Annotated in this window: 15 protein-coding genes; 9 read left to right on the top strand and 6 right to left on the bottom strand. The window is 45.5% G+C overall.

All coding sequences use genetic code 11. The features are described 5' to 3' along the window. Nucleotides 1-42 precede the first annotated feature (42 nt). The gene (locus tag QME20_RS04000) at nt 43-1,026 is read right to left on the bottom strand and encodes a serine/threonine protein kinase (RefSeq protein ID WP_239218758.1); all 984 of its coding nucleotides are present in this window, start codon (nt 1,024-1,026) and stop codon (nt 43-45) included. Then, nucleotides 1,023-2,453: a cytochrome c oxidase accessory protein CcoG gene (ccoG, locus tag QME20_RS03995; RefSeq protein ID WP_281715492.1), complete on the bottom strand. Its 1,431-nt coding sequence runs from the start codon at nt 2,451-2,453 to the stop codon at nt 1,023-1,025. Before ccoG ends, QME20_RS04000 begins: the two co-directional genes overlap by 4 nt. Before the next feature lie 481 nt (nt 2,454-2,934). Between ccoG and QME20_RS03990 the strand changes: the two genes are divergently transcribed. Beyond that, the gene (locus QME20_RS03990; RefSeq protein ID WP_239218754.1) at nt 2,935-3,306 is read left to right on the top strand and encodes a hypothetical protein; all 372 of its coding nucleotides are present in this window, start codon (nt 2,935-2,937) and stop codon (nt 3,304-3,306) included. A 123-nt stretch (nt 3,307-3,429) separates the two neighbouring features. Continuing rightward, nucleotides 3,430-3,975 (top strand): DUF3016 domain-containing protein, encoded by a 546-nt coding sequence (locus QME20_RS03985; protein WP_014948252.1) that lies wholly within the window; start codon nt 3,430-3,432, stop codon nt 3,973-3,975. 94 nt (nt 3,976-4,069) lie between these two features. Here the strand turns inward: QME20_RS03985 and QME20_RS03980 are convergent, their stop codons facing one another. Then, nucleotides 4,070-5,830, bottom strand: coding sequence for an acyl-CoA dehydrogenase family protein (locus QME20_RS03980; RefSeq protein WP_281715491.1), 1,761 nt, complete (start codon nt 5,828-5,830; stop codon nt 4,070-4,072). A gap of 347 nt (nt 5,831-6,177) precedes the next feature. On the opposite strand from QME20_RS03980, the gene QME20_RS03975 reads away from it, so the two are divergent. Continuing rightward, a complete protein-coding gene (locus tag QME20_RS03975) occupies nt 6,178-6,969 on the top strand; it encodes an SDR family oxidoreductase (protein WP_281715490.1) in 792 nt (263 codons plus the stop codon). A 72-nt stretch (nt 6,970-7,041) separates the two neighbouring features. Next, nucleotides 7,042-7,917 carry an amidohydrolase family protein gene (locus QME20_RS03970; protein ID WP_281715489.1) on the top strand — a complete coding sequence of 292 codons (876 nt, stop codon included), beginning with the start codon at nt 7,042-7,044 and terminating at the stop codon, nt 7,915-7,917. Nucleotides 7,918-7,987: 70 nt separating this feature from the next. Here the strand turns inward: QME20_RS03970 and QME20_RS03965 are convergent, their stop codons facing one another. The 3 genes from QME20_RS03965 to QME20_RS03955 all read right to left on the bottom strand — a co-directional run bounded on the left by QME20_RS03965 (nt 7,988) and on the right by QME20_RS03955 (nt 10,606). Beyond that, entirely contained in the window at nt 7,988-9,172 is a 1,185-nt protein-coding gene (locus QME20_RS03965) for a mandelate racemase/muconate lactonizing enzyme family protein (RefSeq protein ID WP_281715488.1), read from the bottom strand. Between the two features lie 55 nt (nt 9,173-9,227). Next, nucleotides 9,228-9,995 (bottom strand): class II aldolase/adducin family protein, encoded by a 768-nt coding sequence (locus QME20_RS03960; RefSeq protein WP_014948258.1) that lies wholly within the window; start codon nt 9,993-9,995, stop codon nt 9,228-9,230. A gap of 65 nt (nt 9,996-10,060) precedes the next feature. Continuing rightward, entirely contained in the window at nt 10,061-10,606 is a 546-nt protein-coding gene (locus QME20_RS03955; RefSeq protein WP_281715487.1) for an NUDIX domain-containing protein, read from the bottom strand. 227 nt (nt 10,607-10,833) lie between these two features. Between QME20_RS03955 and QME20_RS03950 the strand changes: the two genes are divergently transcribed. The 5 genes from QME20_RS03950 (at nt 10,834) to QME20_RS03930 (ending at nt 18,938) form a co-directional block, all read left to right on the top strand. After that, the gene (locus QME20_RS03950; protein WP_014975679.1) at nt 10,834-11,883 is read left to right on the top strand and encodes an efflux RND transporter periplasmic adaptor subunit; all 1,050 of its coding nucleotides are present in this window, start codon (nt 10,834-10,836) and stop codon (nt 11,881-11,883) included. Nucleotides 11,884-11,897: 14 nt separating this feature from the next. Then, nucleotides 11,898-15,005 carry an efflux RND transporter permease subunit gene (locus tag QME20_RS03945; protein WP_281715486.1) on the top strand — a complete coding sequence of 1,036 codons (3,108 nt, stop codon included), beginning with the start codon at nt 11,898-11,900 and terminating at the stop codon, nt 15,003-15,005. 531 nt (nt 15,006-15,536) lie between these two features. Then, complete coding sequence (locus tag QME20_RS03940) at nt 15,537-15,941, top strand: phosphate ABC transporter substrate-binding protein (RefSeq protein ID WP_281715485.1); 405 nt, start codon at nt 15,537-15,539, stop codon at nt 15,939-15,941. A 34-nt stretch (nt 15,942-15,975) separates the two neighbouring features. Beyond that, the gene (locus QME20_RS03935) at nt 15,976-17,175 is read left to right on the top strand and encodes a hypothetical protein (RefSeq protein ID WP_014948263.1); all 1,200 of its coding nucleotides are present in this window, start codon (nt 15,976-15,978) and stop codon (nt 17,173-17,175) included. A gap of 143 nt (nt 17,176-17,318) precedes the next feature. After that, nucleotides 17,319-18,938 carry a methyl-accepting chemotaxis protein gene (locus tag QME20_RS03930; protein ID WP_039224512.1) on the top strand — a complete coding sequence of 540 codons (1,620 nt, stop codon included), beginning with the start codon at nt 17,319-17,321 and terminating at the stop codon, nt 18,936-18,938. The last annotated feature ends 19 nt before the right edge of the window (nt 18,939-18,957 follow it).

The following is an 18,957-nucleotide window of genomic DNA, read 5'->3' as shown; positions in this document are numbered from 1 at the left end:
CGGTCATGGAAAAAGCGTTTTTTCAGCAGTAAAGGGGCTGGCTCAATATCCTAATTTCAGTGGGGGCTCTTGAAGGGCCGATAGCTGTTCTTTCAGAGCAAGTATTTGGCCTTCCCAGTATTTGTCTTCAGCAAACCAAGGAAATGCCCGCGGAAAAGCAGGGTCTTCCCAGCGTCGTGAAAGCCATGCCATGTAATGCACCATTCGCATAGCGCGGAGGGGCTCAATAAGTGGCAGTTGTGCAGTATCAAACGGGTGAAACTCCTCGTATGCTTCAACCAAAGTATCGAGCTGCAATAGTTGTTGTTGGCGGTCGCCGCTTAGCATCATCCACAAATCTTGGATAGCAGGGCCCATGCGGCAATCATCTAAATCAACGAAGGTAGGGCCATCGCGCCACAGTATATTGCCTGGGTGGCAGTCACCGTGAAGCCGAATACTTGATGTTGGCTTATACGCTTTTTTCGTGGCATCAATAACGGGGTTAAGTATGGCAAAAAATGCTGTCTTTAGATGCTCTGGCAGCAGTGTGCTTTGCATAAGCACCTGCTTCGGCTCATCGAGGTAACTTTCAATATCAACCGAGGGACGATGTGCAAACCCTTTAGCATGGGCCACGCGGTGAATACGGCCAATGAAACGCCCCATCCATTCGAGTTGATCAAGGTTGTCATTTTCGAATTGCCTGCCGCCTACCGAAGGAAATAACGCAAATCGATAGTCAGTTTCGGCCACGGTGTGATGATGCAGCGTGCTGCCATTGAGAGAAATGGGCGCAGCCAATGGAATTTCGTTTTCGATTAGCTCTGCAGCAAACGCGTGTTCTTCAAGAATTTGAGCGTCGGTCCATCGACCTGGGCGATAGAATTTTGCTACATAGCGCTGACCGTCTTCAGCCAAAAACTGATAGACGCGGTTTTCATAACTATTTAGTGCTAGCAAACCGCTTTGAAGAAAAATGCCCTGACTTTCCAGGGCATCTAATATGGTGTCTGGGCTAAGGCCAGAGAATGAAAAATCTGTCATCGATAAAGGAACTTTGTTGGCTCATCAACAGTAACCGATTCCCCATCAATAGTGGTGGTTACACTGATAAAAATATCGGTAACCGTATCTTCCAGATTATAGGCGTCAGTTGCAACTGAAATTGGCGTGCTATACACCGCACCGCCTTCAACTGTTACAGTTTGCTCACCAATGTACTTATAGTCAGGCAAACCTTTTACAGCAATAGAGTAGGTTTGGGTTTGCTGTGTTTTGTTAAGTACTTTTATTGTATAAACGTTCTCAATTAGTCCCTCATTCGTTTCGCGGTATAGCGAGTTTCTGTCGCGGATAATGTCAACTTCGGTGGGGCTGCGCATCCAAATATTGGCAAACAACAAGCCTGTCATCACCACTAAAACCACAAAATAACCAATTAACTTCGGACGTAAAATGTGAGTCTTACCGCCAGCTAGTTCTTCTTCAGAGGTAAAGCTTATCAGGCCTTTAGGATAACCCATTTTATCCATAACACCGTTACAGGCATCAACACAGGCACCGCAGTTGATGCATTCGTATTGTAAGCCATTTCGAATATCGATACCGGTTGGGCATACCTGAACACACAGGTTGCAGTCTATACAGTCGCCTAACCCTTTTTCCTTTACTTGCTCGTGACTAAGTTTGCGTGGTCGCGGGCCGCGTTGCTCTCCACGCTTTGCATCGTACGATACAGTAAACGTGTCTTTGTCGAACATGGCAGACTGAAAACGCGCATACGGGCATATGTGCGTGCACATGATTTCGCGCATGTAGCCAGCGTTTCCGTAGGTACATACGGCAAAGAAAATAACCGATAAACCTGCCCAGAAGCTGGTGTTAAATGTCACAAAATCGATAAACAGTTCATCAACTGGCGTAAAATAGCCAACGAAGGTTAAAGACGTTAACAGCGCTACCAATACCCAAGCGGTGTGCTTAGCTGTTTTACGCAAAAATTTATCTGCATCCATTTTGCGTGCATCCAGCGCTATACGCTTGTTGCGCGGGCCTTCGAATTTCTCTTCGAACCACGTATAAATATATACCCACGTTGTTTGAGGACACATAAATCCACACCACACTCGACCAGCGAAAGTGGTGACGAAGAACAGAGCAAAGGCGGAAACAATAAATATGTAGGCCAGTAAAGTGAGATCTTGAGGCCACAAGGTTAGTGAGAATATAGTAAATCGCTGCTCACCAATATCGAGTAGCACGGCTTGATGCCCGTTATACTGAATCCATGGAATGATGGCAAAGAGGCCCAAAAAGAAAAGGCCAAACATGCGTCTAAACGTCTCTAAAGGGCCTTGTACAGCCCGCACATAGATACGGCTACGAGAGTCGTGGCGTTTACCCTCAGGTCTACCTTTGGGTTTATGTACTTTTACCGGTGTAACGGTCTTTACCGGTATTTGTTCATTCATAGCTTAACCTTATGTGACGTAACGAACTGCCTGTGCAGTAAAACTGCGTTCAAAACGTCATATTTAATGTAGATCAATAATGCAGCGTATGGTGTATCTTTTTAAAGTTTCAGTCAATACTGAAACTTCAGAACATAAGTCGTTTTTTATCTTGATTTCCTCAGTCTATGTAACTTTATAAATAGTTAAATACAGCTACGTGAATAATGAGGATTAATATAACGGCCAGATGCCATTTGATACCCAACATTGACGATTAGGCGTTACCTACTATACATGAGTATAGTTTACTGTATTTACAGGTAAACCGATATGACCCTATTATCGTCGATAATAATGTGGTCAATTACTGTTTGAATCGTGTACAGTGAGCATTGTGAAAATGTAATTTGGCAAAGTGTAGTTGAGCACATAGTAAGAAAGGTGCTAAAAAAATTGGCGCTATCTGTAGTAAACGTCTGTCAAAGTTAGCTGAGAAGTCATGTTAAGGTTCTTTATCATCGCTGCTGAAATTATTGTTTTGGTAATTGTGCTGCGGTCTCCTTTTGTTCAGTATCTCTTTGAAGATATCCAGAACTCGCTTTCTGAATGGCTAGTTTCAATCGCAACCTTACCGGAGCGAGAAGAACTGCGTAGTTTACAAGATAAAATTAATGTCCAGCTGAGTCCCTTAAAGCCTTACCAGAAAACATATGTTCAGCAAATCACCGCTGATAGCGCAAGCGTTAAACGTTTTTATCACACCTATTGTGAAAAGGACGATATAAACCCCAACTTTACGGGAACTAAACGCGTTCAACTATGCCTAATCATTAAACAGTCGTCAGTTATGCAAGTAGCAAAGCGAGACTAGCCAATTTTAACCAGGTTGGTTAAATATAAAGCTGATATAAAAGCCGACAATTGCTGCATGCTAAGCTTTCTCTAAATGTCTTGCTAACTCATAGTTTAAACGACTGAATTTAGGAGCATAAAAGTGAATAAATTACGTACTTTTTCTTGTTTAAGCTGCGCCACAGCGGTGGGACTCCTTACCGTTTTTGCTCCCACTCAAGCCGCTGAGGTGAAGATAACGTGGGAAGAACCTGAGTCTTATAGCGATGTAAGACCAACCAATGAATCTCGTAAACGGTTCCGCGAACGAACGCTACAAGAGCTTGAAGAACACATTGTAGATTTGGCCAGTGATTTACCTGAGTCGCAAGTGCTGTCAATGACAGTAACAAATGTTGATTTAGCTGGCCAAGTTTGGCCAAGCCAGTTTGTCGGCTTCGGTAACGGTGCCGGTAGCGACGTCCGTATCATTAAGCGCGTTGATATTCCTAGAATGACATTCAGCTACTCGTTGGCTAATGCCGACGGTCAGGTCATTTTAAGTGGTGAAGATGTGAAACTTAAAGATATGGATTTTATGGAGTCGAATATTCGTCGCAATCGCACGGAATCGCTTTCTTATGAAAAAGCGATGCTTAACGATTGGTTTTCAGATACCTTTTCAACCCAAGTAGCAGCAAACGACTAATAGTTTCGTTCAAATCATAATAAAAAAGGTCACATATAGTGACCTTTTTTGCGTTCATAGCCCATATTTCACGGGCTATAGCAGAATAAGCTGCCTACAGATAATCAAACTCATTACCTGATATTGCAAGGGTGCTTCCAGGGCCAGCTTTATAAGCGGCTTTGTGCGCATCGCGACGTACTAATATACGTTCCATGTAGAAGTCACGTGTCTTCATCTTAGACGCTGCAAGTACTGCATTACCTGATGCCTGCGCTTTGTCGGCCATGCTGTACCACAGTACACCAATCAATGAATAGGCGCTGTATGCCAAGTAATCACAAGCAGCAGCTGCAGCGGTGGTGGCATCCATACCTAAGCAATCGGCTGAAGATGCACGCCAGTCATCAAGAATTCCTTGAGCCAGACCCTTCGCCTCACTGTCTTGAATGTCGCTGACCAAAGCGTTAAACGCATTATAGGTCGCTTCCATCATTTGACCGCCATCTCGGGTAAGCTTACGACCAATAAGGTCTAGCGCCTGAATACCGTTGGTGCCTTCATATAACATAGCAATGCGCACGTCGCGCATAAGTTGTTCCATACCCCATTCACGAATAAAGCCGTGACCACCAAATACTTGTACACCTAGGCTGGTGGTCTCAAGGCCCATATCCGTCATAAAAGCTTTGCAGATTGGCGTTAAAAACTGAAGTATCTTGTCGGCATCTTCTTTTTCTTGACCTTCACCAAGCTTCTCAACGTCCATAAACTTGGCATAGAAAAGTGAAAGTGCACGACAGCCTTCAATCAGTGATTTCTGCGTAAGTAACATACGCGCTACGTCAGGTTGAAAGACGATCGGGTCTGCTTTGCCTTCTGGATTTTGAATTCCCTGAGGTGCGCGAGACTGAACGCGTTCGCGGGCATAGGTCAGCGCGCCTTGGTAAGAGGCTTCTGCCGCCCCTAAACCTTGCAGACCTACTTGGAAGCGTGCATCGTTCATCATGGTGAACATACATGCTAGGCCTTGGTTTTCTTCACCTACAAGGTACCCCGTTGCACCGTCAAAATTCATCACGCAAGTCGGGCTCGCTTTGATCCCCATTTTGTGTTCGATGCTTCCCACTGACAAGCTGTTCGCCTCGCCAGGCTGATTGCTGGCATCTGGAAGGAACTTGGGCACTAAGAATAAGCTGATGCCTTTAACGCCTTTGGGAGCATCAGGCAGACGAGCTAGAACAAGGTGAATAACGTTCGAGCTCCAATCATGATCGCCTGCGGTAATAAAAATCTTATTACCGGTGACTTTATAGCTGCCGTCGCCTTGTGGCTCAGCTTTGGTACTAAGCAAGCTCAAATCTGTTCCTGCGTGAGGTTCGGTCAGGTTCATGGTACCTGTCCACTCACCGCTGATTAGCTTAGCAAGGTAGATATCTTTTAATTCTTTACTGGCGTGCTTAGTAACCGCAAGTGTTGCGCTTTCAGTAAGCATGGTGGTTAAACGCCAGCTTAAGTTCGCCGCGTTTAGCATTTCGTGAACAGGCACAGCCATGGTGTACGGCAAGTCTTGCCCGTCGTACTCGGCAGTACCTAGCATTGCATTCCAGCCGTTAGCAACATATTCCTGATAGGCATCAGCGAAGCCTTTAGGCGTGGTAATTTTGCCGTCTTTTAGCGTACAGCCTTCTTCATCGCCTTCACGGTTAAGAGGGGCAACCACATCCAAAGCAAACTTTGCACCCTGTGCAATAATTTCGTTGGCAAGTTCGCTATCAAAGTCGCTGATACCGAGCTTTTCGTAGTGAGCATCAAGTCCAAGCCAGTCTTTTAACAAGAACTGAAAATCAGTCGTAGGGGCGTGGTACAGAGGCATGGATGACTCCTTTTTCAAACAAGTGTTTTAATTTTGTCTATTATAGTCACAAAAAGCGTAGTCCGAATAGTCCGTTAAAGGAAAGTTAATAATAAATTTGGATGATGTGGGTAATGATCTATGCGGACTGATATGAGAGAAACACATAGGTTTACCAAGACTCGTGGACTTTAAATGTGCAGTAAAGGTCACACAGGCTCTGATGATGATGACTGACGCATTGATGTTAATATAGAAAAGTGAACTCAAGTGGTAAGCTCGCTTGCAATTCAAATTCTCACTGGCATGCTTAGCCTACATTGAAATAACCCGTTCACATACGCACAAGCAACACGGTACATAAAAACATGAATCCAGAAAGCGCGAAGAAAAACCTTAAACATAGCAGTGATGATGCGCAGATCCCGGTTTGCATTGTAACGGGGGGAAGCTTGGGTATCGGTTTTGCGGTATGCAAGCTGTTTAGTCAAAACGGTTATCAAGTCATTAATTTAGATATCAGAGACTTTGAGCAAGCGTTACCTAATGCTATCTGGAAGCCGTGTGATGTAAGTGTTGTGCGTAATATTGAAGCCGCGGTGAATGAGGTTATTAGTTCTTATCAACGCATAGACGCATTGGTGTGTAATGCCGGTATACATGTTTCAGCAACCATTGAAGACACTGATGAAGCGCTGCTTGATAAGGTACTAAACTTGAACGTAAAAGGGGCGTATGGCGCGATTAAGTCTTGCCTGCCGACCATGAAAGAGCAGGGCAGCGGCGCGATTGTGGTGATGGGCTCAGATCAGTCCTTTATTGGAAAGCGCAATTCGTTCGCCTACGGGGTCAGCAAAGGTGCGTTGGCGTCTATGGCGAAAACCACCGCGCTTGACTACGCACCCTATAATATCCGCGTTAACGCGGTCTGCCCGGGTACCATCGAAACCCCTCTATTTCATAACGCCATTGATAATTATGTGGCTCGCTCTGGGGCAGACAAAAGTGAAGTGGTTGCCGAAGAAGCCGCTGCACAACCTATCGGACGCCTTGGTCAGCCAGAAGACGTAGCTGAATTGACTTATTTCCTATGCAGCAACAAAGCGTCGTTCATCACGGGTAGCTTGTATGCGGTGGATGGGGGCTACACAGCACAATAGAAAGAGCTGAACAGAAAAGCAACGCGAAATGCCTTATCGGCAATAGTATAAACCAAGGTTTTATAAACAAAGATGAGCAAGCCTTCAATCACTTGGATAGACCCTCATATTCACTTCTTTGCCTTAAACGAAGGGCACTATAATTGGCTGAAACCAGCCAATGCCCCTTTTTGGCCAGATAAAAAAGCGATTGCAAAACATACTACAGAGCACATGCTCTATCGCGCGTCGTTAGGGCAGTTAGGCGGTTTTGTTCACATTGAAGCGGGTTACGATAACGAAAGACCCTGGCGTGAAATTGCGTTCTTGGAGCGTCATTGTACGCTGCCATTCCGTTCAGTTGGGTGTATCGATTTAACAGGAAATAATGTTGGCAGTCATATCGATAAGCTAAAGCAGTACCACTCAATACGTGGGCTTCGTCACATTTTAGATGACGATGCTAAAGTACTTTTACGCACCCCTAAAGTTAAATGGGGGCTTCATCATATGGCGTCGCAAGGCTTGTCTTTTGAAGCGCAGTTAAATCTTACAGATAGCAATGCTGTGTATGCGTTGCTAACGGTACTAGAACAAACACCCTCGCTAAAAGTGGCTATAAACCATGCCGCAATAGCGCCGATTGATGTAAATAGCTTTGCGTTTAAAACATGGCGGCAGAGTATTCGCGACTTGAATGAAACGCAGCAAGTTGTGTTTAAGTTCTCAGGATTAGAAATGCAAGATCGCCGTTGGCTGTGGCAGCGTGCGTCTTATATTTTTGAAACCTTGCTGGACACCGTTGGCACAGATCACATGATGTTTGCCAGCAACTTTCCGCTGTGTCAGTGGCGAATGCCGTATGCCGCGCTTTGGCATGGATTCATTGATATGACAACGCCGCTTTCTGTAACTCAAAAAGCGGCGCTGCTGTACGAAAATGCGAAGCGATGGTACGACATCGCATAAAGCTAGCTTAGTTGAGCTGCTGAACTAGCCTAGGGTTTATTGCCTTCAATAAACCCGTTGGGTTTCAGCTTTATTTAAGCGCAGTTACCGTCATGTGCGGCGAGCGATAAACCACCTCATCGTTTAGATCGATACCAATTCCCGGTGTGTCAGGCGCTTCAATGAAGCCGTTTACTGGCTGAGGATCTTGAATGCAAAGTTCACGGTTCCAGTCTTTAATAGCGTAGGTATGGTGCTCGTGAATTAAGAAGTTTGGAATGGCCGTTTCTAGATGCAGGCTTGCCGCTGTCGCTACAGGGCCTCCGCAAACGTGAGCCTGAATACGTACATCGTAAATGTCGGCATAATCACACACCTTTTTCGCTTCGGTGAAACCACCACAAAGGCCAACGTCAGGCTGAAGTACATCAATAGATTGGTCTTCAAGGTAAGGGCGTACATCCCAGCGGTGGTACAAGCGCTCACCGCCCGCAATAGGCACATTCACGTTCTTCGCTACTTTGTCGTGAAGCTTCGAGTTAAGGTAATTCACTGGCTCTTCGTAATATAGACAGTCAATTTCTTCAACGATGTCACCCAGCTGGATAGCCGTTGATGCACCTAATAAGCTGTGACATTCAAAGATGATGTCGCCATCTTCGCCCATTGTGTCTCTAATCGCCTGAAGACGGGCTTTGAAAAGTTTAAGCTCGGGCTTAGTGAATAGTTTGGTTCTGTCGAAATGGGTGTTGCCATCTTTATCGTAAACGATGGGGTCAACTTTAACCGCATCGTAACCATCTTTAAGTGCTTTTTCAGTGGCGCGAGCATAGTCAGCGGGGTCGTTAAGCTTGGTCACTTCTTTGTCCCAATCAAACTGTAGCTGGCTAGCGTAGCTACGGAGCTTGCCATTAGTTTTGCCACCCAGTAATTCGTAAACCGGTAAGCCAAGCGCTTTGCCTTTAATGTCCCAAAGTGCAGTATCAATAGCGCTCATCGCAGCATAAATAACCGGGCCGCCGCCTAATCCCCAAAAGCCTTCGCGCAGCATTCTCGACCACAGCAGTTCAGTGTGAAAAGGATTAAAGCCAATCAGCATGGCTTCGGCAATTTCTTTAATCATGTGTGCAGCGGCGCTGTGACCCCAATCATAAGCCAGTCCTGCTTCGCCCACACCGGTAATACCTTCGTCGGTGTACACGCGAACGAAAACCGGGTTCCACTGAGGGCGCTTAGGGCATTCGATATCAAAAATTTCTACTTTGGTGACTTTCATAATGTATAAACAATTCCTGTTTGAAATAAGTTGGCGTTTAGCTGGCTAAGCTAAATTATTCGCAGAAGCCCGGGTCTAGTTTGTAAGCTTTGCGAAGCATGGCAGGCCATGCTTTTTGGCCGCCTGTTTCGCCGCTGTGAACCACATTAGCCTGTGCGTATATGCCATCAATAATGCTTTGCGGTATCTCGATAACCTCTTCATTAGACTGCATCAGGGCAAGTTGAATTTCGCACGCACGCTGCAAATCATAAAAGCGCATAAAGGCGTCACCAACGGTGGGGCCAAGGGTTAGACCGCCGTGATTAGGCAAAAGCATGTGATTAGTGTCGCCAAGATCGTCCTGCAAACGTTTCTTTTCACTATCATCAACGGCTAAACCTTCGTAGCTGTGATAAGAAAGTGATGGTAGCGAAAACATTGAATACTGGCTCCAGGGCTTAAGCCCGCCTTTAACAGATGCGACTGAGATTGTGGCTAGTGTATGCAGGTGAATAACGCATTGGGCATCGTGGCGCACTTCGTGGATAGCACTGTGAATGGTGAAGCCAGCGGGGTTGATGCCGTAAGGTGTATCGTCAAGGATGTTACCCTCTAAATCGACCTTAACCAGGTTAGAGGCGGTAACCTCGTCAAACGTCAGGCCAAAGGCGTTAACCAAGTAATGATCAGTGCCCGGTACCTTAGCTGAGATATGCGTGTAAATAAGGTCGCCCCATCGCATATCTGCCACTAACCGATAGCATGCTGCTAAATCGACACGAGTTTGCCATTCTTGTTCAGATACTTTGCCTTTAAGGCTTAAGGTTGGCAGTGAAAACAAGCCACTTCTCCTATTCTTTTCATGGTGACAATTTACCAATACCCGCAACAATGAACAATGCTTTGTCAGTGCTGCGTTATATCGAATTGGGTGTAGCCATCGCGCAAGGGAATAAGATCGTCAGCGAAACGCATTGCGTCGTGGTCAAGGGTAAAGGGGTCGGCTTTTACGAGCTTTTTTATCTCTAATTTGGCCCAAGGAGGCGCATCGAAGGCGTCTGGAAGGGTCTCAATACCAGCATCTAAATCACAACCAAATATAGCCAGTCCATTAGATGTGGTGGATAAATATTGGGTAACTTCAACATTGAACCCAGTTTCTTCCCACGTTTCTCTGTGTGCAGTACAGGCGACCGATTCATTTTCAAGCACCCCTCCACCAGGAAAATCCAATTTACCTGAAAGACGGTGTTCTACTAACAGTACCTTATTATTTGTTTTGACTAGGCACGCGGCAGCAATCAAAGGGGCTGGACTGTTTTCTCCAGCTTGGTTTTGTTGAGATAAAAGCCTATCGGAAACGCGACAAACCGGCGCGTTGGGTGAAGACTGTGAACATGCGAAAAGCGTTAAAACAGCGAATATAGCTGATAAGCGAAATAAGATGACCATCGATTTGGGTAAAATACTCTAGAAGCTGTTTGTGATTGTTTTAAAAATAATCAATATTAAATGACAGACTCTACGCAAAAATAACACAACTAACAATAATAACGCAGTACACAATCTTAACGTATAGCGGCGCTTGCGAAGAATCGTAAGCCGATTTTGTGTACTTGAGTATCCTAAACGTTTTGAAAAATACGTGATGGGATACTTTTTTACCTATAGGAAAGGTTATGTCTTCACGATTATCTTTATCGCCTTTGTTGCTTGGCGTAGTACTACTTGCAGGTGTTGTAGTGTATTTGAATATGCCCGAAGAAGAGAGCGCGAGTAATAGTAGCGTGCGGGCGACGCCGGTAAAAACAGCCTTGGTATCATCACAGGCATTCCCCATTACGATTGAGTCATTAGGTACTGCTACCGCCAACGAGTCGGTGAATATTACCGCACAAGTCACCGATACCGTAAAAACGATTAATTTTGAAGACGGCGATAAAGCCACCGAAGGCGAGTTACTGGTTCAGCTAAACAATACGGAAGAACGCGCCAGGGTAGAGGAACTTAAGGCGAATATTGATGAGGCCAAACGCCAGTTCACGCGAATTTCTGACTTGCGTCAGTCAAACGCTACCTCTGAACAACTTCTTGACGAGCAGCAAGCACGGGTTAAAGCCTTACAAGCTCAGCTAGATATTGCGCTAGCTCAGCTAAACGACTTGCAGATACGCGCGCCATTTAGCGGACTACTTGGTAATCGCGAAATCAGTATCGGCTCTTTGGTGCAACCTGGTGACACTATCACGACTTTAGATGACATCAGTCTAATTAAGGTCGATTTCAGTATCGCTGAAAACCATCTTGCAAGCGTGGCTAAAGGGCAGGCATTAAGTGCATCCTCGGTGGCTTACCCCGGAGAAGAGTTTACAGGGAAAATCTCTAACATTGATACGCGCCTTGACCCGATTAGCCGCTCCATTCGGGTACGTGCAACGATAGACAACCAAGATAATCGTCTACGCCCAGGTATGCTGCTTACCGTAATTGTTGAAAAGCGCGTGCTGAATACTTTGGTATTGCCGGAAAAGGCGCTGGTTCCCGTTCAAGACAAGCAGTATGTGTATGTCGTTAAAGATAACGTTGCACATCAAACCGAAGTGGTAATTGGTGAGCGTCGTCCCGGGCTGGTACAAATTGTTAGTGGGTTAAACGAAGGCGATGAGGTCATTACCGAAGGCACGCTTCGGGTACGCGACCAATCTCCGGTTAATGTGTTAAACCGCTAAGGGAGCATATCGTCATGTTATTGTCAGACGTTTCCGTAAAGCGCCCTGTTTTCGCAACGGTTATCAATTTACTGCTGATCATTTTCGGTATTGTCGCTTTTACCATGTTGAGTTTGCGTGAATACCCTGATATCGACCCACCGATTGTATCGGTGAGTACGACCTATACAGGGGCATCGGCTAATATTGTTGAGACTCGGATCACCCAGCTATTGGAAGATAGAATATCGGGTATTGAGGGGATAAAAAACGTTACCTCGACCTCTCGTAATGGTCGTTCAGACATTACCATTGAATTTAAGCTCTCTCGCGACATTGATGCTGCCGCGAATGACGTGCGCGAGCGAGTAAGTCGCGCACTCAATAACTTGCCTGACCAAGCTGATCCTCCAGAGGTGTCTAAAGCAAATTCCGATGAAAGCGCCGTGGTATGGTACAACCTGCGAAGCACAAACCTAAATACCATGGAGCTAACTGACTACGCCGAGCGCGTATTAGTGGATAGGCTTTCAATTGTCGATGGTGTCGCCCGAGTTCAAATTGGGGGAGGCAGGCGCTATGCCATGAAAGTGTTCCTAGACCGCAATGCAATGGCGGCAAGAGGTATTACGGTAAACGATGTAGAGCAAGTCATTCGCGCCGAGAATGTGGAATTGCCGGCGGGGGAAGTGGAAAGTACTGACCGTAACTTTGAAGTACGGGTTGCGCGAACCTTTCTTACACCTGACGACTTTGCCGCGCTGACGGTTGCGATAGGCGACAACGGCTATCTTGTGCGGCTTGGCGAAATAGCCCATGTTGAATTAACCGCAGAAGATGACGAAACCGAGTTTCGTGGTGATGGCGTCAATATGATTGGACTCGGTATTATTAAGCAGTCCAAAGCCAACACCTTAGACGTTGCCCGTGCAGCGAAAGCGCAAATTGAAAGAATTGAAGCCACCCTTCCTGATAATATTTTTATTGTACCCAGCTATGATTCGTCGGTATTTATTGAGGCGTCGATTGATGAAGTATATGAGACTTTAGGTATAGCGATGCTTATGGTGGTGATCGTTATTTACCTTTTCCTAGGTAATATTCGCGCCACGTTGATTCCGGCAGTTACCGTACCCGTTTCTATTATTGCCGCTTTTATCGTGATGTATGCACTGGGGTTTTCGATCAACCTTCTTACCCTGCTTGCTATGGTGCTAGCCATCGGTTTGGTGGTGGATGACGCCATAGTTGTGCTTGAGAACATCTACCGACGCATAGAAATGGGCGAACCACCTATTTTGGCCGCCTACCGCGGCGCTAAAGAAGTTGGGTTTGCGGTTATTGCAACAACGCTGGTGCTTATTTCTGTGTTTGTACCGTTGGTTTTCCTTGAGGGCAACATTGGAAGGCTATTTACGGAGTTCGCATTGGCCATAGCTGCTGCGGTAGCGTTTTCAAGCTTTACCGCACTTACGTTGTCGCCCATGATGGCGTCGAAAATCCTTAAAAAAAGAACGCGGTCGTCTGGCTTTGGAAGTTGGATGGACAAGCAGTTCTCTAAACTAGAGAACGGCTACTTCAATACGCTAGGTAAAACGTTGCATCAGCCTATTTTGATGCTGCTTATGCTTGCTATTGCTATCGTTGCATTGGTACAGCTTTCTGAAAAAGTGCCTAGCGAGTTCGTTCCCAAAGAAGACAGAGGCAATTTCTTCATTTTGATGAACGCGCAGGAAGGGGCTAGTTTCGAAAGTAACGCAAAGAATCTCGAAAAGATTGAAAGTATCTTAATGCCTTACCGCGAGAGTGGGAAAATCAATCGCCTTTTGGTTAGAACACCTGGTTTCGGCGGTAATGCGGGTATCGCAATTGTGGGGTCTGCAGACTGGGATGAGCGAGATTTCAGTACATTTTCGCTCATGGATGAAATCAGCACCAAACTCAACAGCGTGCCTGACGTTCGTGCTTTTGCCATCATGCGCAGCGGGATTTCTGGAGGAGGCCTCGGCCGTCCTGTTCAGTTCGTCTTACAAGGCGATACCTACGAAAATCTGGTTGAATGGCGAGACATTGTTCTACAAAAGGCAGCGCAGAACCCAAGACTCATTAGACTAGACTCCGATTATAAAGAAACCTCACCACAGCTATTGGTGAATATTAACCGCGACAGGGCCGCTGATCTTGGGGTATCAATTAGTGATATTGGCGGCACACTGGAAGTGATGCTGGGTCAGCGTAGGGTGTCAACATTCCTTGATAGGGGCGAAGAATACGATGTCATCATGGAAGGTATAGAGGAAGATTTTCGAAGCCCTAACAGCATAGAAAATTTGTACGTGCGTTCATCCCGTACTGGCGAGCTCATTCCTATGGACAATTTACTCACGTTTGAAGAGCAAGCCACGTCAGCACAGTTAAACCGCTACAACAGAATGCGTGCTGTCACTATTTCTGCCAACTTGGCGGACGGTTATACGCTAGGGCAGGCACTTGAATATTTAGAAAACATTGTAAGTACAGAACTGCCTGACAATGTATCAATAGATTACAAAGGCGAGTCACAGCTGTATCAGGAAGCGGGTAATTCATTTGTATATGTATTTATGCTGGCACTCGCTGTCACTTATTTAATATTGGCTGCGCAATTTGAAAGCTGGGTGCACCCGTTAGTCATCATGCTGACCGTGCCGTTGGCGCTTGTTGGAGCCTATATCGGGCTATTCTTTAGCGATATGACAATCAATATATACAGTCAAATCGGTTTGGTTATGCTAATTGGACTTGCCGCAAAAAACGGTATTCTTATTGTCGAGTTTGCAAACCAACTACGGGATGCCGGTATGGAGTTTGAATATGCGCTTAAACGCGCAGCCGCGCAGCGCCTACGTCCTATCGTAATGACGGGCTTCACTACGGTATTTAGCTCCTTACCACTTGTACTCGCGTCTGGACCAGGAGCAGAAAGCAGAATGGTTATAGGCATGGTCATTTTCTCTGGTGTTCTCGTTTCTGCCTTCATGACACTTTATGTTGTTCCCACCGCTTATAGTTGGCTGGCAAGAAACACCGGTTCTCCACTTCAACGAACAATGGAGATAGAGAAGCTGGAGCAGTCGATTCCTTATAAAAAAGGCGAATCGTAACCATTAGCGGGGTACAAGCCCCGCTTATCCTTTATTTTCTTCAATACATGCTCAACAAGGGCTGATTCAAAAATATACAGGAAGGGGCTGTAAGGATTATCTTTTGCGTATGTTTTTATATACGTAAATATCATCGCTTATCACTAAACGTTTTGTGGTGAAATCCCTTAACCTACTGAATAAGATAAAATAATTTGCTTTTTATTGTTCTCATCATTAATTCTTATTTGTAGCCATAATGCATAAAGGTATGTATTAGACATTTGTATAGTTGCTTAACTTACAACTTCATCTACACTTCGCGCCAAAATCAAACGCTTGTATAAGTCATTAATTTTTAGACGCTAAAATTTTCACGCTCAAATTGGCGAATATGGCAATTGTGACCAATACTTACCCCGTTGTATGAGTATGAGCACACACGCACATGTTTGTCTCAAGCCGTTTAAAAGCTCCACTTTCCGTGCAAACGGGTTAGCAAGAAAGTTAAAAGCGAAGAGCAAGCATTCAACAGACTCTAGAGGACATATCATGAAGAAATGGATACTTGCAGCAGGATTGTGCTGTAACGTAGCTTTTGCCGATGTAGCAGTTATTGTTCATCCAAGTAACGCTGACACCCTCGATAAAGATAGTATTAGCCGTTTATTTCTAAATAAAGCAAAGGCGTTTCCAAGCGGTACGCAAGCCGAGCCACTTGCGTTAGCTGAAGGCCAATCTGCCACTGATGAATTTAACGGCAAGGTATTGAACAAAACCGCAGCACAATTAACTGCGTTTTGGTCAAAACTAGTATTTACCGGTAAAGGTCAACCACCAAAAGCTCTGGGTAGCGATGCAGAAGTTGTATCTGCAGTAGCAGGAAACCCTGGCGCAATTGGTTACGTCGACGCTGGCGCTGTTAACGACAGCGTACGAGTAGTCGCTACCTTTTAACTGACCGTTTATACAAAGAATTTAAGGAACACGCATGAAAACCAAACTTGCTATCTTATCTATGGCTGGCCTGTTAGCTACTCCGGCACTGGCTGATATTCAAATCAACGGCTTTGCAAACCTTATTGGTGGTATGACACTAGACGATGACGAGTCAGTGTACGATTACGACAGCGACTTTAACTTCGACCCTGCAAGTGTATTTGGCCTTCAGGTTCGTGGTGATGTTAGCGATAAGCTCTCTGCGACCGCCCAGCTAGTTGGCCGTGGTAGTGAAGATTACGACGCCGATTTTGAATGGGCGTACATGACCTATATGTTGAACAACAACTTCAACATCAGTGCAGGCCGTCTGCGCATGCCTTTATTTAAGTACTCTGCTTCATTAGATATCGGTTACTCGTATCACTGGCTAACACCACCAGATGCTGTATACGGCATTGACTTCAACAACATTGACGGTGTTCGTGTTGACTACATGAACTACTCAGGTGACTGGGAATATGGTGCACAGTTTACCGTTGGTCGTGTTGAGGCTGATACCACCATTTCAGGAACGCCTGCTGCGTTAGAGTTGGAAAACGTGGTCGCTGTTTCATTTGAAGCAACACGTGATTGGTTCAGTGCGCGTACTTTGCTAGCACGTGGTAAAACAAGTGCTGCGAATGCTGACTTTGACACATTTGTTGGTGGTTTAAATCAATATGGTGCCTTTATTCCTGCGGCGTCTTTAGCCGCTGAAGGCCTGAGTGTTAACGAAGATACAGGTACCTTCTTTGAAGTTGCTGTTGATATCGATAAGTACGATTGGTTTGTGGGTGCAGAATTTACCCAAACAGAAGTTGATGGCTCTGTTATTGCCGATAATAAAGCATGGTACGTTACGGCGGGTATGCGCTTTGGCAAGTTTACACCACATATTACTTACGAAGTTGAAGAAGCGGATAATGGTACTCAGCTAGGTTTAATTGCTGCATTGCCTGCTACGATTGCGACAGGTGATGCCGTGGTTGATGCTACGTGGAACGGCGCAAATGGCTCGCCGGGTATTTACCAAACTGCGGCAGGTATTGCTGCTCAACAGGAGCTAGATGTATCTGCAGTTACTGTTGGTCTTCGTTACGACGTTGAGCCAGGTTTTGCACTTAAAACTGACGTAACTTGGTATTCAGATGATCTAAACGATCTAAATGATGCAACACTGCTCAAAGTAGGCGTAAACTATACGTTCTAACTACTCGTTATGGCCTTGTATTTTGGTGCGAGGCCATAATTTCATTAAAGATTTTAGCTATTGGGTAGATAAATTAGTTATGATGTTTTTTCAGGTAAAACTGAAACGTAGTTAAGCAATTATAAAAAACAGTGGGATAGCTGATGAACTTTCTAAAAAAAATGCCAATTGCGACAAAGATTTTCCTCATACCGGGGATCGCAGCGCTAAGTTTTATTATTTACTTGCTTATCACTGTCTATACCGCACTCAATAATGGTGCAACGCTAGAAAAAGTTCAGAAAGTTCAATTTCCTGCCCTTCAACTATCAGCATCGACCTTAGTTGATATGCAAAAGGTTCGCGATACCCTTGCGAGCGCAGTGACCACTGGTGATCAAGACACCCTTACTATGGCGCAAGAGCTCGCCGAAGAAGCAAAAAGCGGCTTAAACCAAATTGCTTCTATTAGCCCTGAGTTTCGTAGTGAAATTTCTCGCATCTCCTCAGGCTTTGATAATTATTTCGATGTTGCCTACGACGTATCACAGTCTATGGTCAACGGCACTGCCGACTTCAGTCGTCTAGGCGAACTCTCAGCCCAAATGAATCAGTCATACGATGGTGCCATCGCTGCGATGTCTCAATTTCGTGATGCTCAACAGGCGGCATTTGAAGAAGCATTTAAAAACACAGACAGTGCCAATACCTCGTTAATTAGCACAGGCGTCATTTTAGCCGTGGTTGTGACTATATTGCTGTTTGGAACAGCGGTACCTATTGTTCGCGGCATAAAGCAAAGTATTGATGACGTGGTTCGTTCCCTTAAAGATATTGCTCAAGAAAACGGTGACCTGACGGTTCGCATAGAAACCAAAAGCGAAGATGAAATTGGCGAGTTGGTGTATTGGTTCAACCAATTCATGGACAAGCTGCAAGGCGTAGTGCGTGATGTGGTAGAAGCGAGTTTACCGCTATCAAACCTAGCGCAGAACTTACGCGGTGTAACGGAAGAAACCCAGCGCACCATTGATGTACAGCAAAAGTCTGCAACCAATGCTAAGCGTGCGGTAGATACGATGAGTGGCTCTGTTGACGGTGTTGCACATAGCGCAGCGCAGGCGGCAAGCGACGCTAACGAAGCGACAACAGCGGCCAGTGAAGGACGTCAAATCGTACAGCAAACCGTTACCAGTATTCAGCAGCTTGCTGAGAACGTACGCGAAACCGCTGACGTTATAGCTCGTTTAGAGTCTGATTCTAATAAAGTTGGCTCGGTGCTGGATGTGATTAAAGGCATTGCAGAGCAAACTAACTTATTAGCGCTTAACGCCGCTATCGAGGCAGCTAGGGCGGGTGAACAAGGTCGAGGCTTTGCAGTGGTAGCTGATGAAGTAAGAACGCTAGCATCGCGCACACAGCAGTCTACGGAAGAAATTCAAAGTACTATTGAACAGCTTCAAAATGCTGCTCACTCAGCGGTAGAGGTAATGTCTCGTGGTACTGAACAAGCAACTAGCAGTGTAGAGACGGCTAATAAAGCGGGAAGCAGTCTAGAAACCATTACCAGTACTATTGGGCGCATCAATCAAATGAACGAGCAAATTGCGCACAATACCGAAGACCAGCGCACTGTAGCGGTTGACATAGTTCGTCACGTTGATGAAATTCATGAGCGTACCGAGCAAACGGCGAGCCGTTCAGGTGAATTAGGCAGCATGTGTAATGAGCTTGCTGACCTGGCGCAGCACCTTGAGTCAATTGCGAAGCAATTCAGAGTGTAACACGCACTAGTTTGTCAAA

Origin of the sequence: Alteromonas sp. CyTr2 (genome assembly GCF_947311905.1) — a bacterium.
In the GTDB taxonomy this organism is placed as follows: domain Bacteria; phylum Pseudomonadota; class Gammaproteobacteria; order Enterobacterales; family Alteromonadaceae; genus Alteromonas; species Alteromonas macleodii.
The sequence above is the reverse complement of the archived record's forward strand: the minus strand, read 5'-3'. Positions and strand labels throughout refer to the sequence as shown.